Origin of the sequence: Chitinophaga sp. ARDCPP14 (assembly GCF_051362515.1) — a bacterium.
Classification (GTDB): Bacteria; Bacteroidota; Bacteroidia; order Chitinophagales; family Chitinophagaceae; genus Chitinophaga.
This window is the reverse complement of record NZ_JBKIXB010000003.1, coordinates 665707-683781: the sequence shown is the minus strand read 5'-3', so window position 1 is coordinate 683781 and position 18075 is coordinate 665707. Positions and strand designations below refer to the sequence as shown.

The window sequence follows — 18075 nt, the reverse complement described above, 5'->3', positions numbered from 1 at the left end:
AATGATTAAATAAATTTACATCTTACTAACAGCTGTTATACGACCATTGCTGCATCTTCCGGGGCTTTGCGCCTGCCGGCTATTACCTGCGCTGTAACAAATACAACTCCTTCACCTGTCAGTATTAACAGGTAGTGCAGCGAACTGGTTTCATATTTCCCTGACACCCAGAAAAACAACAATGCGGAGAATGCACATACGATGCCGGTTAATAACAGGATCCATTTGGCAAACACCATTTGCTGATATGCCTTGTGTACTTCGGGAGTGGAGGGCGTTACGCCTGGTTTTATTTTATTGAGCAGGTAGCAGTTTTCCATTACATCAAACAACCACGCGATGAGCTGAAGCCATGCCAGGCATTCAAAAAATATTTCGCCGGCAGGCGTCATTTTATTTGCCACCTGTATGCATAACAAAAAGATGCTGCCATAAAAGGCTGGCATAAAAAGGAAGTCGACCCACAGCTGTCCGCGGAGGGCTGAAAGCGTACGTGATTGCTGGGGGGCAGGCAATGCGTAGATCCCTTTGATCAGCTCGGGAATTTCTTTGGAAGAAGCAGGGAACTGCAGATCGATGATACTGAACTTGCGTACCACAACATCCAGGAGGTAGAACTGGCGCGCCTGCCGGAGCATAATAAAAGCGGTAAGCAGCAGCAGGGCCGCAGAGAAACATAACCAACACCAGGCATTTGAAATAATAAGTTCCATATTTATTTTTTGAGTTGGATTTGAAGATCTGTGCGGTCGTTTTTATAGGTTTCCCAGTCGAAGTTTCTTAGAAATTCACAGGCCGCTTTGGCGCCAAGCACAAACATGTCGATTTTATCTTTATCAGACAGGAAGAAGTTGAGCCAGTTGTACTGATCGGACGACAGGTCCACTTTTCCCACACCGCGCTGATACACTTCATTTTTAAGCAGGAAGTCTTTATCGTAATAGTTGCGGATAGTATTAAACATACGCCCGAAGTACCCGGTGAGCGACCAGCTGAAGGCATTTTCCTGTTTGTCGGCGGGCTTGCTGTCGTCCAGGTCGATACCAAAGGAGGGCAGTCTTGGCACCGTTACGTTGGGATTAAAAAAAATGCTGATCGGGAAATTAGACAGGATGCCCCCATCTACAAAGCGGGCAGTGGAAGGCGGCTGCGTGATACCGAAAAACTTTTTCCACGCGTCTTTGATCTGGATGTCGTTTGCCGGAATATCATTGATCATATAAGATTCAAAGAAGAGGGGAATAGACATGGACGCGCGGATGAAGCCAGCAGGGGAGAGTGTATCCACATCCGTGCGGAACAGTGAGCACATGGCAGGGAACTGGATCTTATTTTGCGTAACCAGTTCGGAGGCAATAAAGGTGACATCTCCTTTCAGTTCTTCGAGTCCGCTTTGATTAGGTACGCGCAGTTGCAGTGCCGGGCAAATGGCCGCTTTCCTATTCAGATCGCTCACCGTAGCCACCTGGTTTTCCAGCAGCAACCGTTTGATCCAGTCATAAAAAACATCTCCCGGATTTATTCCATACCCTGAATTCTTCAGTCTTTTAAAAAGATCAATCAGATAAGAAACACCAATGCCAATCACCAGCGATAAAAATCCGCTGAGAATAAAACAGATGCCGGTCCATACATACAGCGCGGGATATTTGTTGCTCAATCCCACCAGCACCACGTCACCCACTATCAGCAATGCAAATGCCGCCAGTACCACCAACAGCTTATTTTTGGCTTTATCGATATAGTTTTTCCGGGTAATAAAATTTTTGATCAGCGTGCGTGCCGCGGGATGTCCATCTACCAGGGAAAAGAAATCCAGGTCGCAGATGGCCTGTAATACTTCCGCTGATTTTTTATCAGATTTATTTTTAATCACTGTAATCAGCGCCGTGTTAATGGCTCCAGCGCTGGTACCGGCCAGCCGGAGGAAACGGATACCCATTTCTTCCAGGATATAGGTATATCCTACGAGGGCAATGCCAAATACGCCGCCGCCTTTCTGTACCAGGTTCACATATTGATGACCATCGGCATCCAGCACGTCAGAAACGATGAGGGGCCTGCCACCACTGGCAGCAGGATCAAAGGTTTGCTTTAAACTTTCCAGCTCCGCAATCACTTCGTGGTGGTGAATAAAATCGGATACGGTTAATTTAACAGGGTCTTTCGGCGGCATAATGTTATGTATAAGGGGTATCCTTCTAAATTAATCATTTTTTTGATTTTTTTCATTCCGGCATAAGGTTGCAGAATCGTTGCTGATCGACTATATTTATCTGTTATTATTTTTCCACGTTATTCAAATGCTCCTTATGCACCGGTTGGTCCTGTTATTCATTATTGGTTGTTGCGTATTCACCGGGCCTCTCCGGGCGCAGGAGATGTCTGAAAAGGCAAACCGGTTTATCCGGTTGCTCAGTAAAGCGCAGCAGGCACAAACACTCTTTCCTTTCGATACCGGTGAACGCTATCATTTTGCTTATGTTCCCCGGGACGACCGGAAGGGTATTTCTGTAAATGAGCTGAACCCGGCGCAACGAAAAGCGCTCATGGATTTATTGAATACGGCGCTGAGTGAAACCACCGTGAAAAAGGTGAATGATATCATGCAGCTCGACCAGGTATTGAAACAGCTGGAACACCGGGAAGAGAACGATCATTACCGTGACCCCGGCAAATACTTCGTCACCATTTTTGGGGTGCCTGCCGCCAATACTATCTGGGGCTGGCGGTTTGAGGGGCATCATGTGGCATTTAATTTTTCGGCAGATAAAAAAGAGCTGGTAGCAGGCACCCCGGCTTTCCTGGGCGCTAATCCTGCTATTGTACTGGACGGACCACAAAAAGATAAGGAAGTACTGAAAGAAGAAACAACACTGGCCTTTGACCTTGTGCATGCCCTGTCGCCAGCGGAGTTGCAGAAGGCGCTGGTAACCGCCAAAGCGCCTGCTGAAATCATTACGGGCAACAGCCGCAACGCCATGATTGCACACCCGGAAGGCATCCGTTTTAAGGAGTTGAGCCCCGCACATCAGCAATTGTTACTCCAGCTCATTAACGTATATGTGCATCGCTTCACCAAACTGTTTGCCGATAAAATGCTGAAGGATATCCAACAAGATGGTTTGGATAACCTGTGGTTTACATGGGCCGGGAGCACAGTACATGCATTGGGTAATCCTTGCTACTACCGCATCCAGGGCCCCGGCCTCATTATCGAATACGACAATACCCAAAATAACGCCAACCACATTCACACTATCGTACGGGACCTGAAAAACGATTTCGGCGGCGACCTGCTGCTGGAACATTACAGGTCCGCCCATGCGAAATAATGCAGCGGATGTTGTCTTTCTCAGGATTACGCTGATTTTGCTGATTTTTTTGATTGATCATTTTGGATTTTAAAGGATTTTGGGAGATATAAGCGAAGATATCCGCTTATATCTCCCAAAATCCTTTAAAATCCAAAAGAGTAAAATCCAGTAAATCAGCAAAATCAGCGTAATCCTGAGAAAGACAACCTTCGCGGTGAGCCCCTATTTAACTTATGGCTTATCGCGTATTGCCTGGAGTTCCGCAGCCAGTGCGGATGCTTTGGCAGGATATTGTGCGGCTACGTTCTGTTGTTCGCCGGCGTCGGTGGTCAGGTGGTAGAGTTGTGGGGCGGTGTCGTTGCCCAGTTCGATGTTGACATCGCGGTCGAGTTTGGCGCCTTTGGAGGGTGAAATATATTTCCAGTCGCCGGAGATAATGGCGAGGGTGCCCGCGTGTGTAACGAGGTAGGGGCGGTTTTGACGGGATTTGCCCAGCAGTTGTTGCAGCATGTCGAAGCTGTCCGGCGCTTCACCGGGCTGGATGGACTGGCCGGTTAAACGGGCGAAGGAAGCAAAGAGGTCCAGTTGACTGATCAGTGTGTTGGAAGTTTGTTTTGCTTTGATGCCGGCAGGCCATTTAACGATGAAAGGTACCCTGGCGCCGGCTTCAAAGGCGCTGTATTTGCCACCTCTCAAAGGTCCTGCGGGGTGGTGGTTGCCGGCCAGTTCTGCCGCTTGGTCCAGGTATCCGTCGTTGAGTACGGGGCCATTGTCGCTGGAAAAAATGATCATCGTGTTTTTTGTGAGTCCAAGGCTGTCCAGCGCTTTTACAATTTCGCCTACGGTCCAGTCGAGCTGTAATATAGCATCTCCTCTCAGGCCCATGCCGCTTTTACCCCGGAACAAGCTGTTAGGGTAACGGGGTACATGGATATCGCCGCTGGCGAAATAGAGAAAGAATGGTTGTTGTTTATTTTTGCTGATGAAGTCGATGGCTTTGCGGGTGATGATCCCGGCAATGTTTTCATCTTTCCAGCGGGCGCTGTTGCCACCGCTCATCCAGCCGATCCTGCTGATGCTGTCTACGATGGTTTGGTTATGTCCCTGGTGCGGATCCGGATGCATGCGTAGCTTTTCCGGATTTTCCAGGCCGGTGGGATCATTGCCTATTTTATGTTTATAGTTTACTTCAATAGGATCATTGGGATCTGCATTTACTACATGATGATCTTCCACAAATACACAAGGCACACGATCGAGGGTAGCGGGCATAATAAAGGAATAGGTAAATCCTGCTTCCAGGGGACCGGGACTGATGGATTTGTTCCAGTCGATCCCGGTACCGTCGCCAAGACCCAGGTGCCACTTACCAATAACAGCGGTCTGGTAGCCGGCGTCTTTCAACATGCCGGGAAGGGTACGGCGGTCGGTAGGAAGGATCAGCGAAGCATCGCCGGGAGCGATGCCGGTATTCTTTTGCCGCCACGGATACTTGCCTGTTAAGATGCCGAAACGGGAAGGGGTACACGTAGCAGAGGTAGCATATGCATTGCTAAACCGGACGCCCTGCTGCGCCAGCCGGTCGATGTGCGGTGTTTGGATCCTTTTCATACCGTAGCAGCTTACATCTCCATATCCGAGATCATCTGCATAAATAATAACGATGTTAGGTTTTTGCTGCGCAGATACCGTTAGCGAGAGTAAACCGCATAACAATCCGGTACTGATTTTTTGAAAGAAAGTAGTCTTTGTCATCAGGATAATTGTTCACTTTTAGCCCCAGATAGCGGAGGGGCGCCGGGCATAAATATAGTTTTTTCCTGCTGAAATGTCCGGCGTTGTTCCTTTATATTATCAGCCGGCATTCAGGTGTTTCAACGGATTAGCGCCAACAGCGCGGATTACCTGGAAGCTAACCGTAGCCAGTGCAATGAGTAACGTAAAACTGCCTGTAGCCACAAAGATCCATGCGCTGATACCGGTGTGGTAGGCAAAGCCCTGTAGCCAGCGATGGATCACTATCCAGGCCAGGGGAGCGGCTGTTATAAAGGCAATAGCTACCAGTTGCAGGAACTCTTTTGAAAAAAGGGTGATGATGCTGGTCACACCGGCGCCCAATATTTTCCGGATACCGATTTCTTTCATCCGTTGATGGGTAGCAATATGCGCGAGCCCGAATAACCCGGAGCAGCAGATGAGCACGGACAGTAATGCCGCCCAACGGATAATTACTTTCCAGCGTTGGTCCTGCGCATATTCCTGTGCATTCAGGTTGTTGAGGAAACTGTAGGTAAAGGCGGTTTCCGGCAATGCCTTTTTATATGCGGCCGCCACTGCGGCTAATGCGGCCTGTTGCCTGCGAGGGTCGAGTTTTATCCATATGTCGCCGCCGTACCAGGGGCTCATGATCATCACCATCGGCGCAATGCGTTCGCGCAGGGAGCCGGCATGAAAATCTTTCACCACGCCGGTGATGGTCCTCATTTCCTTATCAAAATATTCATCCGTGCGAATGGGTGTTCCAATGGGATTTTGGAGCCCGGCAGCTTTTACAAAGGCTTCGTTTACGATTACGCCATTGGACCAGTTGTTTGTGAAGTTCCGGCCTTCTTTGAGTGTAATGCCCAATGCAGCCAGGTAGTTTTTATCGATCACCCGGTGGACGGCTGCGATTTCTTTATCATGAAGATGTACTGCGCTCGCGCCGCCGCGTTCTCCTCCAAAGGAAAGGCCGGTGATGCCGGGTTCACTGGCCAGTTCATTTTTCAGGATATCCTGTACCTGTTTGAGGTTGCGGTCGCCGCTGATATGCGTTACCACTACCTGTTCGGGGCGATAGCCCAGGTCTTTCGTTTGCACGTAGTCCATCTGCCGGTAAAACAGGGCGGTAACAATGAGGAAAAATACGGCCAGTGAAAATTGCGTGACGATCAATATGCGTCCGGGTATATTCCTGCCGGTGAGCGGCTGGTGCCCGGAAAAGGCTTTTTTGGCGCTGAACTTTGCCAGCACATATGCCGGGTACGCGCCGGTTAATGCAATGATGAACAACAGCAATCCGGCGGCGGCCAGTGCTGTTAGCGGCTGCAATATTGCCTGGAGAGCAATGGCTTTTCCGGATAGTTCATTAAATACCGGCAGCGCGGCGGCGGCCATCAGAAAGGCCAGCAGCAGCGCGATGGCGCAAAGCAGCGCGGATTCTGTCAGGAACTGATTGATGATTTGTATATTGCTACTTCCATTAATTTTGCGGACACCTACCTCTTTGCTTCTTCTCAGGGAGCCGGCGAGTGTAATATTGATAAAATTAATACCCGCCATTACCAGGATAAATACGGCGATGCCTATAAAGATCCAGGCAAATACCGGGTTGCTGCCATTGATCACACCACCTTCGCGGTTGCCATCGGGTGAGTAGAGGGGATGAAGGTGAATGTTGGTGATCCGTTGAAGGCCAAAACTGAGGGCGGTGGCGTTATGATCCTTTGCATAGGTTGCATTCACCCGGTTTAGTTGCTGCGTAACTGTATTTATGGTGGCATCGGGCCGGGTAACCACAAACGTGCTAAGGTATACATTGTTCCAGTCGGTGTCGTTAAACGACAACTGCATAAACCGGAAGGGAAGTAACACATCAAACCGGATAGAAGAATGTATGGGAGGATCTTTCACCACGCCGCTGATCACCAGTGGTTTTCCCAGGCGGCGGGCAGAAGGGTCGGCGTCCATCCGGAGCAGCTCACCTACTACGTCGGTGCGGTTAAAATATTTCAGGGCCGTACTTTCGGTAATAACGGCCGATCCAATGTCGTTGAGCGCAGTGGCGGAATCGCCTTTTACCAGGGGAAAAGAAAAGACCTGGAAGAAGCCGGGGTCTACAAACAGGAGCTGTTGTTTGAGTACTTTGTTACCGGCGATGATGTCCCCGTAAATATCCCCGCCCATCACCCTGGTGTAGGCGGTTATTTCCGGTACCTGCGCTTTGAAAGCCGGGCCGTGTAACTGACCGGTGCTGCCCGTCCACTGCGGACTGCCACCTGGTTGGGTTACAGCAGTGGTGATACGGTAAAGATGTGGATTCTGATGATGAAACCGGTCGAAGCTGTTTTCATCTTTCAAATATAAAAATGCCAGCAAAACACAGCTGATACCAATGGCCAGGCCAATGATATTGATGCCTGCATACAGCTTGTTTTTCCGGTGGTGACGAAGGGCTATTTTCAAATAGTTAAAGAGCATACAGGAAGATAATATTTTTATGGTTGTTTATAAAGGAAGATGCAGGGTGCTATCCAGTATAAATGCCGCCCTTTCCGCCTCGGTGGTTTCGGGGAGCTGAACCAGCTTATATTCCAGCCGGCTGTATACTTTTATCATGCTTTCATAAGTTTGCACGGCTTCCTCAAAAGATTGTTTACGTTCCTTATCGTGTTCATAAATGGCTTTCCACGGAGGGGAGAGGAATACGGTTTGATGGTACCTGTATAAGGCGGCGGCGTGCTCCATTTCTTCCGGAACGGGCAGTCTGCATAGTTCAAGATAACCGATGGTATCGGCAATGCCCCGGTCGAAAAATACGGGGCGGCCGGTGGCTGGCTGTTCCAGGTAATCCTGCAGAGACTGCTCAAACATCAGCCGGGCAAATGCCTGCCGGTTGACCCAGGGCAGTGCCTGCCCGCCGGCAGCTACCTGCTGCCGGATAATTTCCCGGCCCGTTTCCGGAACGGTGATATGTCCCTGTTCACGCAGCGCCGCTATGATAGCGGTTTTGCCCATGCCGGGCCCACCCGTGACGATAAAAAAGTGATCTCTTACTTTTTTGTTCATCTTAATAAATTAAAAAAATAAATAATTGGATTAAAGGAAGTGGGGAGGGGGGTAAAAAAATATTCCGCCGACAAACGTTATAAAGTATCTTTACGGCATCTATGCTGCAGGGAGTCAAGCAATTTCTATACCGTTCAGCCGAATATCACTGGAACAACATCGTGAATGTTGGTGTGCATCCTGCTATGCCCTATATAGAATCCAGGCGCACAAAATTATTGAATTTATTGTCATTGCCCTGTATTCCTTTCATGTTTTTTTATTGCATCTTAAATACGATCCAGGGCAGGTATATACTGGCGGGCCTGAATGCCATTACCACCACTACTTCCGTGTTGGTACTGATATTCCATAAGTACCGGATGTATCTTAGTGCAAGGATAGTGTTGATCTGTATCAGTATCCTGATCTATACGTTTACCGGTGTTTATTTTCATAACGGGGCGGAATATTTTTTACTGAACATCCTTTTTATCGTAATCCTGATTTACGATAATAAATGGATAGTGGGGAGCCTGAGCCTCCTGGTGATCACGGCTTTTATGCTGATTATATTTATGCCACGGTCATGGTACCTGGCGCCACCGGTGCCGGTGGAAAGGGTATGGTGGAATGTGGCAGTGGCATTATTATTTGTAGTGGTGGCGCTTAGCTTTTTTAAGTATATCCAGGCGGACTACCAGCAGGAAATTGAGCAGCAGCGACAGGCATTAGTGTCGATGAACAAGGACAAGGAAAAACTTTTTTCTATTGTGGCGCATGATATCCGCAGTCCGCTGGCTACGCTGGAAAGCCTGCTCGACATGTTCCGGAAAGGACAGTATCCCCGCGAGGACATGGAGGAAGCGGCAGATGTGCTGCACAAAAAAGTATCGCAGCTGGGTGTTACGCTCGACAACGTACTACGCTGGAGTACCCGCAGCATGAAGGGGATCCAAACCCGGCCCCGGCATTTTTTACTGGCGCCCGTGGTAACAGAAGTGCTTCATTTTTTTGAACTGATCATACAGCAAAAACAGATTACAGTAGAATTGCAGATACCCGTAACTACTGCTTTGTATGCGGACCGCGACCAGGTGTCGGTGATCCTCCGGAATCTCTTCAGCAATGCGCTGAAGTTCAGTTATACCGGCGGGCAGATAGAAGTAATGGCGGTGATAGCAGAGGATGTGGTGATTACTATTACCGATCACGGTGTGGGCATGTCGCCGCAGCAACTCAGCACCCTGTTCACTTCCCACCAGCATCCGAAGTATGGTACAGATGGGGAACGTGGCACAGGCCTCGGCTTATTGCTCTGCGGGGAGTTTGCGGCGCAGAATGGTGGCACTATTAAAGTAGCAAGTTTGCCCGAAAGCGGCACCAGCTTTACCCTGCATTTTGCTAAAGGGGATTTTTCCCCGGAAGACGAGGCAGCTTTCAATTAATACATTATTGCAGGGCTTCCTGCATGCGGATCGGTTACCAGCGGGGATACCTCCTGACCCATCAGGACACTACAGGATAGTTTATTACAGGTATTCATTATCTTGTTCTATTCCACGTTTAACTGTTCGATATGAAAAAACGCCTTCTTCCTGTTGCGGGATTATTGTTATTGACTGCAGCGGTTTCCGCCCAATCTGCCAAAGGTCCTGCGCCCCTGAAATTTGAAAAGCGGCAGATCGCTGCAGAAAGCTATGAATCGGTCGCCGTGATGGATGTAAACAACGACAAGATCCCCGACCTGGTATCCGGTGCTTTCTGGTATGAAGGACCGGCTTACTTCAAGCGTCATTATATTGGACCGGTAAAGCAGTTTGGCGAATACTGGGATGACTTCTCCACCATTCCTTTTGATGTAAACGGCGATGGCCGTATAGATTACGTGACCGGCGGCTGGTTTGGAAAAACGCTGGTATGGAAAGAGAACCCGGGGAACGATAATGAATGGAAAGAACACGTGATCGCCACTCCCGGCAATATTGAAACCACCCGCGCCTGGGACCTGGATGGCGACGGCATTCCCGAAATAATTCCCAATACGCCGAATGATCCGCTGGTGGTATATCATTATACCAAAGGCAGTGCTTCATTTACGGCGCATACAATACTGGACCGTAAATCGGGACATGGCCTGGGCAGCGGTGATATTAACGGCGACGGACGTACGGACCTGGTGGTGCCGGAAGGCTGGGTAGAAGCGCCGGCATCGCCTTACAGTGCTGCATGGACCTTCCACCCGGAGTTTAACCTCGGCACGGCCAGCGTACCGGTAATAGTAGCCGATGTAAATAAGGATGGGTTGCCTGATCTTATAGCAGGGCAGGGGCATGATTATGGGCTCGACTGGTACGAGCAAAAGAAGGACAGCAAAACAAATAAGCGGCTATGGATCAAACATGCTATTGATCCTTTCAATTCGCAATATCATACCATGCTGTGGGAAGATATCGATGGTGATGGGGAGCCGGAACTGATCACCGGAAAGCGTTACCGTGCGCACAATGATCATGATCCGGGTTCCGATGATCCCTGCGGTATCTATTATTTTAAATGGAACGGCACCTCTTTCACCAAACAGGTGATCAGCTATGGATCAAAAGGAGCGGGGTTATATTTTGTGACGCATGATCTTACGGGATCCGGCAAAAAAGATGTGATCGTAGCCGGCAAAGATGGATTGTTCATCTTTTATAATAAAGGAAACCAGTGATCAGCATCTCTGTAAAAATACTGCCTGCAAGATAAGCAGGCAGTATTTTTTTTAAAATAAAGTTCAGGAATTATGTTTCGCCAGCCAGTTCTCAATGGCGGCCCCAATATTAGCGGTGAGGGAAGTTTCATTATCCTTGCCCTGTTCAAACCAGTGGTTAGCTCCTTCATTGTCCTGCCTTTTTTCCACGTAAATAGTTTTTTCAGGAAGACGAACGATAAACACATCTTCGTCGCGGCGCGTAACCCCGGTTTCGTGATTGCCGAGTTGTATGTTAAAGGTATCCATGTCGCAAAGTTTATCTTTTGCGGTACAATCATTATGCCTTATGTGGGTTGGTTGGTCCTTTTTTTGTTTCTTCGCAGCTGAGTCCTCTTTATCCTATTTAACCAGACCAACAAAATGTGCGTATGATCATTAAAGAGTTACCTGTTGTCATTGAAACTCCGAGAGGGAGTAGTGAAAAATACGATTTCGACCCTGCATCGCGGTTTTTTGTACTCAGTAAAATATTACCCGCCGGTATGGTTTTCCCATATGATTTTGGTTTTATCCTGGGAACCAAAGGGGCTGACGGAGATCCACTGGACGTGATGGTGATCTCTGAGTTTAAAAGCTTTCCCGGCTGCATGATCAAATGCCGTTTGCTGGGCGCTATCAAAGCGGAGCAAAAGGAAAGGGATGGCGCCATTGTCCGGAACGACCGTTACATAGCAGTGCCGGTGGTATCCAAGTTATATAAAGGAGTGGATGCGGTGTCGGCGCAAACCATCCGGGAAATAGAGCTTTTCTTTATTACCTATAATGAGCAGGAAGGAAAACAGTTTACGCCACTTGGATATATCGAAGCAGCTCCTGCTTATGAGCAAATAAAATTTCCTGAAAAATGAATGCCGCGGCTAACCTGTGGGGACAAGGCGATCAGTTAAATGTGCTGCAGATGTCTGTCAGGGCGGTAGCCATGTATTTTGTTACCCTGACCCTCATCCGGTTGGGAGGGATGCGCATTTTTGGGAAGAAATCTGCTTTCGACACGATTATTGTAATTATGATGGGAGCAGTGCTGGCCAGGGTGATTGTGGGCGCCTCGCCGTTTTTAGGTACCGTAGCCGCCGCCGCTGTGATGGTGGCTATCAACCGGAGCCTGGCCTGGATCTCTTTGAAAAGCGATATGATCAACCGCCTGGTAAAAGGAAAGCCGCTGCTGCTATATGATGCAGGAGAAATTAAATGGGAGAATATGAATAAGGCCTGTTTGAGTAAATCCGATCTCATGGAGAGCCTGAGACTGGAAACACTGAAGGCCTCGCTTGCTGAAATAGAGCAGGCATATATGGAAACGAACGGAAGGATCAGTTTTATAATGAAGCCGGAATAGATGATGATTGTGCATTTTATTACACGGTTTTATAGTTGATTGTGGAATTTTAATGGCATCCCCATCTTACGAATCAACCAGTATATATTTTAGGATTATATATTTTGTACAATGATAAATGCCCCGACAAAGGCAACTTTAGGTGAACCGGCTGCGGCGTCAGATAAGTTTCCCTCCGGTGGAGGTGAAACGGGTGAGCTGATCCGTTCTTTTAACTGGACAGATACTCCCCTTGGGCCGGCAGATCATTGGTCGCAAAGTTTAAAGACCTGTATCCAGATTTTACTCTCCTCCGTGCAACCCATGCTGTTATGCTGGGGTAACGAAAGCATTTTTATTTATAATGATGCCTGCCGCGAATTACTTGGCAGCCAGCATCCATTGTCCATGGGACAACCGGCAGCAACGGTATGGCCCGCCTTGTGGTCGGCCACTGATGCGGCGGTAACAGCTCCGCAGCTGCAGCTGATGCGGCCGGATGGCAGTTGCTACCAGTTTAATGGTATGCCTGTAAGAGACGATTCCGGCGATACCGGCCTCCTGTTCATGGGGGCTGCCCTGCATAACGGCAAGGCGCCTACGTTTGTTAAAACAGATCTGGGCAATTTCACCAGGACACTCCTGGAGCAGGTAGAACCGGTGATCCGGGAAGGAGGATTAACCCTAGTTATTAACCTGGATATTGTTCCGGAAGATATTTATATAGACAGGGACATCTGGGAACAGATCCTGTTGTCGTTGCTCACTAACGCGATCAGCTATACGTTGAAGGGCGGAGTGGCCGTGAGGCTAAGCCAGGAGGGCAACCAGGTATTGCTTTCCATAGCAGATACGGGTATCGGCATTACGCCCGGCCTGTTGTCTGAAATCAACGCTGCATTGCAGGGGCCGCCCCGGAACCGCCGGGGCCTGACCGTAGCCAATGAAGGCATCCTTCTGCACGGCGGGGAGTTGCAGATCAGCAGCATTCCCGGCGAGGGAAGCACGTTTACCGTGTCTGTTCCGGTGGGTTATGCGCACTTACCTGCTGCGCAGGTGGTTCGCAGCGCTACCCCGGTACACAAGGCATATCATGGTTACCTGCCGTACATGGCTGCAGAGATGCGGCTCTGCCGGGAAAAGCTCCAGCAGCAAGGCGCGGGAGTGCATTACCGGCAATTGCTGGAGGCATTGCCCGCCGCTGTATATACCTGTGATAAGGAAGGCCGCGTACTCCTTTATAATACAGCTGCCGTTACACTGTGGGGCCGGGCGCCCGTTGCAGGAGTAGACATGTGGTGCGGTTCCTGGAAAATATACGACCCCGACGGCGTTACTCCCATTGACCTGGATAGCTGCCCGATGGCAGAGGCCATCAAAGGCGCCGTGCCGGTGAGAGGGAAGTTGATTATGATAGAAAGACCCGATGGCTCCAGGCGCATCATCCAGCCATACCCCGACCCGATTTTTGACAGCGCCGGCAATCTGCAAGGTGCAGTGAATATGCTGGTTGATATTACTGATCAGAAAACCGCGGAAGAATATGTATCCAGGCTGGCCGCCATCGTGGAAAATTCAGATGATGCTATTATCAGTAAAACGCTGGAGGGTGTTATTACCAGCTGGAACCCCGGCGCAGAAAGGTTGTTCGGGTATACTGCCGCAGAAATGAAAGGGGAACTCATCACCCGCATTATCCCGGAAGACAGACTGGATGAAGAAACCCGGATCATTGAGCAGCTCAGATCGGGCAACAGGGTAGATCATTTTGAAACAAAGCGCGTCACCAAAGACGGGCAACTGCTGGATATTTCCCTGACGATCTCCCCGATAAAAGACCTGCGGGGAAATGTAATCGGCGCATCCAAAATAGCCAGGGATATTACACAGCAAAAGAGATTATTCGAGGCGCTCCAGGAAAGTGAAGCCCAGTATATGCAGCTGGCCATTAAGCTGGAGGCTATGGTGGAACTGCGAACCAAAGAACTGCTGGAAGCGAACTTCTATCTCGAAAAATCAAACCGCGAACTCGAACAGTTTGCCTATGTAACCAGCCACGATTTGCAGGAACCCCTCCGGAAGATCCACACGTTTGCAGGCATGCTGTATAACGTGAACAAAGACATCCTTTCGGAAACATCGCGGATGTATATTGAGAAAGTAATGCAAAGCGCCAAACGGATGTCGCTCCTGATCAGTGAACTGCTGGATTATTCCCGGCTGGTACACGTAAAAGATCCGTTTGTGGAAACAGATCTCAACGAAATACTGAAAAATGTACTGACGGATTTCGAAGTGGTGATCGGTCAGCATGACGTTACCATTGACGCAAAAGAACTGCCCCGGCTTACCGTAAGCCCGCTGCAGATGAACCAGCTGTTTCATAACCTCATCGGTAATGCTATTAAGTTTTTGTCGCCCGGAAGAAAGCCGGTGATCAACATTTACGCGGAGCCACTCAGTGCTGCCGACGCAGTGGCATTACCGGATCTGGACCCGGGCAGAACCTACTGCACCATTACAGTTTCGGATAATGGTATCGGGTTCGACCAGATTTATGCCGATAAAATCTTCCAGATCTTTCAACGGTTAAACGACCGTACTACCTATGAAGGAACAGGAATAGGGCTGGCCCTGTGTAATAAAATTGTACTGAATCATAAAGGAGGAATTTATGCGAACGGTGTACCGGATAAGGGCGCTGATTTTAAAGTGATCCTGCCAATGTAAAGGTGCCCGATCTGTTGTGTTTTTGTTAATTGTGTTTCTTTTCTGAAGAAAGGAGGGCTATTGCCGGTCGCTGATTTTTTCAGGAACATTTCCTGCTGTACTTTTGCAGCAGTTACAACTTTTCTTTTTCCTCTTTGTTTTTCATAGTACGAATTGTTACCGATTTATCCTGCCATTAAAACTGCCCTGCAATGAGAGAGAAATTAATCAGCTTACTAATTGACCCGGACCGCGACCGGCGTAACCAGTTTTACCTGGCGCTGGACCTCCTGAATGTGAGCAAGGCCTGCATTGCGCAGGATAACACCAGCAAAGCGCTGGACTATTTTAAGAAGCACCCCGGCCTTGTCCCGGATTACATTTTCCTGGATAGCCTGTTACCTTCAGATGAAACGCCTCATTTTTTGCGTGAGCTGAGAAAGATCAAACGCCTGAAACAGGTGCCGGTTATCTGGTATGCCGCTTCTTTTGAACCCGATCAGCAACAGGCTATCAGAGAAGCAGGATTTGCTGCCGGTTTGGCTAAACAGAGCGATCTGTATAGACTGAAAGGAAATCTCCAGGTGCTCTTCCAGAGTGAGCTGCAGGAAACCGTTATACCGGATGAAACCTCTGCTGCCACCCGCTTTAAGATGAAGATGAAAGAAATGTTACTGCAAACCCAGTCGTTGCTGGAAGCGCCGGAACATCTGCTTACCCACTCCTGATTTATTTTATTCCGATTGCAATGCCTTTACAGGATTGGCCATCGCAGCTTTCGTACCCTGATAGCTGATGGTCAGTAATGCAATGACCGCTGTAAGTATGCCTGCTGCCGCAAACATCCACCATTGCAGTGATATGCGGTAATCTATATTGTGCAGGGCGGCCTGCATGGCCAGCACCGCCAGCGGCACCGTAATCACAAAGGCAATGAATACGGGTTTCAGGAATTCTTTGGCGAGCATATACCAAATCCGGCCTACGCTGGCGCCCATAATTTTACGGATGCCGATTTCTTTACTGCGCCGTTCTGCGAGGTAGGTAGATAAACCAAATAATCCCAGGCAGGAGATCAGGATAGCGAGACCGCTGGTCCAGTTGAACATGAAGCCCGACGAACGCACGCCGTTAAACATTTTTTGATAGGCTTCTTTGATGAAGCTGAATTCAAAAGGAAATTCAGGATTACTTTTTTTGAGAGCCGCTTCTATCTTGGCAAGGGCTGTTTCCGGGTGATCCGTTTTACGGAGCCGCACAAAAATATGACTTACAGGCCCGTTGCCTAAATAGATAACCAGCGGTGGCGCGGCCTGGTAAGGGTTATTAATTACAAAGTCTTTCACTACCCCGATGATCGGATTAGTGCCGAGTAATGTGCCCACCACCGGTTCTTTCAATCCCATTTTCTTTACTGCGGCTTCATTCACCAGGCACCCGGTGGAATCGCTGCCATATTCCGTGCTGAAATCGCGTCCTGCAGCCAGCTGCAGCCCGGCGGTTTTTACCCAGTCGTATTTCACCCAGGTAATATTAATAGGGAAATTCTGATCCGCTGTTTTCCCCGGCCAGGCAATACCATCGGTGGCGCCGCCAAACCTCAGCAGGTCGTCTGTACCGGCAGACACGTTTTCAATTTCAGGAATACGCAGCAGATCTTCCTGCAGCAGGTTGTACTTGTTAGCCATTTCGCCGCGGGCGGGTATTTCCAGAAGATTGTCCTGGTTGTAACCCACTGGCCGGTTTTCCCCGTACTGCAGCTGCCGGTATATCACGATGGTAGAGATAATGAGAAAAATGGAGATGATAAACTGGAAGGTGACCAGGCTTTTCCGGAATAGCCCGCCGCCACGATTGGTGGATATCACGCCCTTCAATACTTTTACAGGCCGGAAGCTGCTGAGGAAAAAGGCCGGATAACTACCCGCAATGAGGCCGGTGAACAGGAGCAGTAATAATATCCCTGTCCATACCTGCCAGTTCGTAAAATCGAGGTGGATATTTTTGCCGGATACGCTGTTAAGCCCCGGCAGCGCCAGTTTCACCAGCAATATTCCCAGGAGCAAGGCGCCAAAGGTGATGATTAGCGCTTCTATGAGAAATTGAAAGATGATGGTGATGCGGGAGGCGCCAAGCGCTTTCCTTACGCCTACTTCCCTGGCGCGGCGTTCTGCACGCGCAGTGGAAAGGTTCATAAAATTAATACACGCAATCAGTAAAATAAAAAGGCCGATGGTGCCCAGCAGCATCATGATCTCTATGCGGCCGCCGCTGGGCTCACCATTTCTGAAACCACCGTGCAGGTGCAGCGCGGTGAACGGGTAGGCAAACAGGTAGCTGGTACTATCCGTGGTACCAGTGAGCTTTGCTTTCTTCAGCTTTTTGTTAAAGCCATCCACGCTGCTTCCCGGTTGCAACAGCGCAAAGCTGCCAACACGGTAATTGTCCCAGCGGTTGATCCAGTCGGCATTCTCCAGTTCATAAAGGCGGAAGGGGAGTACTACGTCGAATTGAATGGAACTGTTTTCCGGTGCATCGCGGATTACCGCTGCTACCCGGAGGTGATGCTGGTTATTGTGTTTAACAATACTGCCAATAGGGTCTTTGTCGCCAAACAGCCTGTGGGCAGCACTTTCCGAAAGTATAATGGCGCCGGGGTCCTGAAGGGCGACAACCGGGTTACCGGATATAGCCGGGAAAGTAAAGATGTTGAAGTAGTCAGGATCTGCGTACAGGCTTTGCTGATAAATACTTTTCTTACCGGTGCTGAGCAATTGTTGTCCGCCATAAACCTGGCGCGTGGTATATTTTATTTCGGGGAACTCCCGTTTTATTTTCTCTGCCAGTGGCGCCGGTGTAACGTCGCCGGTAAACCACCGGCCTTCGTGGTACTGATTGTTCATCAGCAGATGAATGTCCGTATTATGCTGGTGGAAGGAATCGTAGCTGACTTCCCCATGGATCCACAACAGGATGATGATACCGGTAGCCAAACCAAGGGAGAGGCCTCCTATATTAATAAGGGTGGAGAGTTTGTTTTTAAGGAGATTTCTCCAGCCGTGCCTGCAATAATTTTTGAACATAGCGGATAGTTTTGGGTGGAGAACAGGGTTCTCCTTTGTTCCCTAAAAATAACTGCCCGCACGGATCCTTAATTTACAATGTGACAG

The 18075-nt window shown here is 49.1% G+C and carries 14 protein-coding genes; 7 read left to right on the top strand and 7 right to left on the bottom strand.

Annotated elements, in window-relative coordinates; genetic code table 11:
- Window positions 1-35 precede the first annotated feature (35 nt).
- Window positions 36-713 carry a hypothetical protein gene (locus ACLHR0_RS11910; protein WP_436486790.1) on the bottom strand — a complete coding sequence of 226 codons (678 nt, stop codon included), beginning with the start codon at window positions 711-713 and terminating at the stop codon, window positions 36-38.
- A 2-nt stretch (window positions 714-715) separates the two neighbouring features.
- Window positions 716-2176 (bottom strand): patatin-like phospholipase family protein, encoded by a 1461-nt coding sequence (locus ACLHR0_RS11905; RefSeq protein WP_436486788.1) that lies wholly within the window; start codon window positions 2174-2176, stop codon window positions 716-718.
- A gap of 136 nt (window positions 2177-2312) precedes the next feature.
- Between ACLHR0_RS11905 and ACLHR0_RS11900 the strand changes: the two genes are divergently transcribed.
- Window positions 2313-3335 carry a DUF3500 domain-containing protein gene (locus ACLHR0_RS11900; RefSeq protein WP_436486786.1) on the top strand — a complete coding sequence of 341 codons (1023 nt, stop codon included), beginning with the start codon at window positions 2313-2315 and terminating at the stop codon, window positions 3333-3335.
- Window positions 3336-3548: 213 nt separating this feature from the next.
- On the opposite strand, the gene ACLHR0_RS11895 is transcribed toward ACLHR0_RS11900, so the two are convergent.
- The 3 genes from ACLHR0_RS11895 to ACLHR0_RS11885 all read right to left on the bottom strand — a co-directional run bounded on the left by ACLHR0_RS11895 (window position 3549) and on the right by ACLHR0_RS11885 (window position 8144).
- On the bottom strand, window positions 3549-5072 hold the full coding sequence (locus tag ACLHR0_RS11895; protein WP_436486784.1) for a sulfatase family protein: 1524 nt from the start codon (window positions 5070-5072) through the stop codon (window positions 3549-3551).
- Between the two features lie 99 nt (window positions 5073-5171).
- Complete coding sequence (locus ACLHR0_RS11890; protein WP_436486783.1) at window positions 5172-7556, bottom strand: ABC transporter permease; 2385 nt, start codon at window positions 7554-7556, stop codon at window positions 5172-5174.
- A gap of 27 nt (window positions 7557-7583) precedes the next feature.
- Complete coding sequence (locus ACLHR0_RS11885) at window positions 7584-8144, bottom strand: AAA family ATPase (RefSeq protein ID WP_436486781.1); 561 nt, start codon at window positions 8142-8144, stop codon at window positions 7584-7586.
- 101 nt (window positions 8145-8245) lie between these two features.
- On the opposite strand from ACLHR0_RS11885, the gene ACLHR0_RS11880 reads away from it, so the two are divergent.
- The gene (locus ACLHR0_RS11880) at window positions 8246-9571 is read left to right on the top strand and encodes a sensor histidine kinase (RefSeq protein ID WP_429064145.1); all 1326 of its coding nucleotides are present in this window, start codon (window positions 8246-8248) and stop codon (window positions 9569-9571) included.
- Between the two features lie 131 nt (window positions 9572-9702).
- On the top strand, window positions 9703-10839 hold the full coding sequence (locus ACLHR0_RS11875) for an FG-GAP repeat domain-containing protein (protein ID WP_436486779.1): 1137 nt from the start codon (window positions 9703-9705) through the stop codon (window positions 10837-10839).
- Between the two features lie 63 nt (window positions 10840-10902).
- On the opposite strand, the gene ACLHR0_RS11870 is transcribed toward ACLHR0_RS11875, so the two are convergent.
- Window positions 10903-11127 (bottom strand): hypothetical protein, encoded by a 225-nt coding sequence (locus tag ACLHR0_RS11870; protein ID WP_370910528.1) that lies wholly within the window; start codon window positions 11125-11127, stop codon window positions 10903-10905.
- 122 nt (window positions 11128-11249) lie between these two features.
- Here ACLHR0_RS11870 and ACLHR0_RS11865 point away from each other — a divergent pair, with 122 nt between their 5' ends.
- From ACLHR0_RS11865 to ACLHR0_RS11850, 4 genes are all read left to right on the top strand, one after another.
- Entirely contained in the window at window positions 11250-11729 is a 480-nt protein-coding gene (locus ACLHR0_RS11865) for an inorganic diphosphatase (protein WP_370910529.1), read from the top strand.
- A complete protein-coding gene (locus ACLHR0_RS11860) occupies window positions 11726-12217 on the top strand; it encodes a DUF421 domain-containing protein (RefSeq protein WP_436486776.1) in 492 nt (163 codons plus the stop codon). The genes ACLHR0_RS11865 and ACLHR0_RS11860 overlap by 4 nt, the downstream gene beginning before the upstream one ends.
- Window positions 12218-12328: 111 nt before the next feature.
- Window positions 12329-14926 carry a PAS domain S-box protein gene (locus tag ACLHR0_RS11855; protein WP_436486774.1) on the top strand — a complete coding sequence of 866 codons (2598 nt, stop codon included), beginning with the start codon at window positions 12329-12331 and terminating at the stop codon, window positions 14924-14926.
- A 191-nt stretch (window positions 14927-15117) separates the two neighbouring features.
- On the top strand, window positions 15118-15633 hold the full coding sequence (locus ACLHR0_RS11850; protein WP_370910532.1) for a hypothetical protein: 516 nt from the start codon (window positions 15118-15120) through the stop codon (window positions 15631-15633).
- A gap of 6 nt (window positions 15634-15639) precedes the next feature.
- Here the strand turns inward: ACLHR0_RS11850 and ACLHR0_RS11845 are convergent, their stop codons facing one another.
- Window positions 15640-17988, bottom strand: coding sequence for an ABC transporter permease (locus ACLHR0_RS11845; RefSeq protein ID WP_436486771.1), 2349 nt, complete (start codon window positions 17986-17988; stop codon window positions 15640-15642).
- Window positions 17989-18075 lie beyond the last annotated feature (87 nt).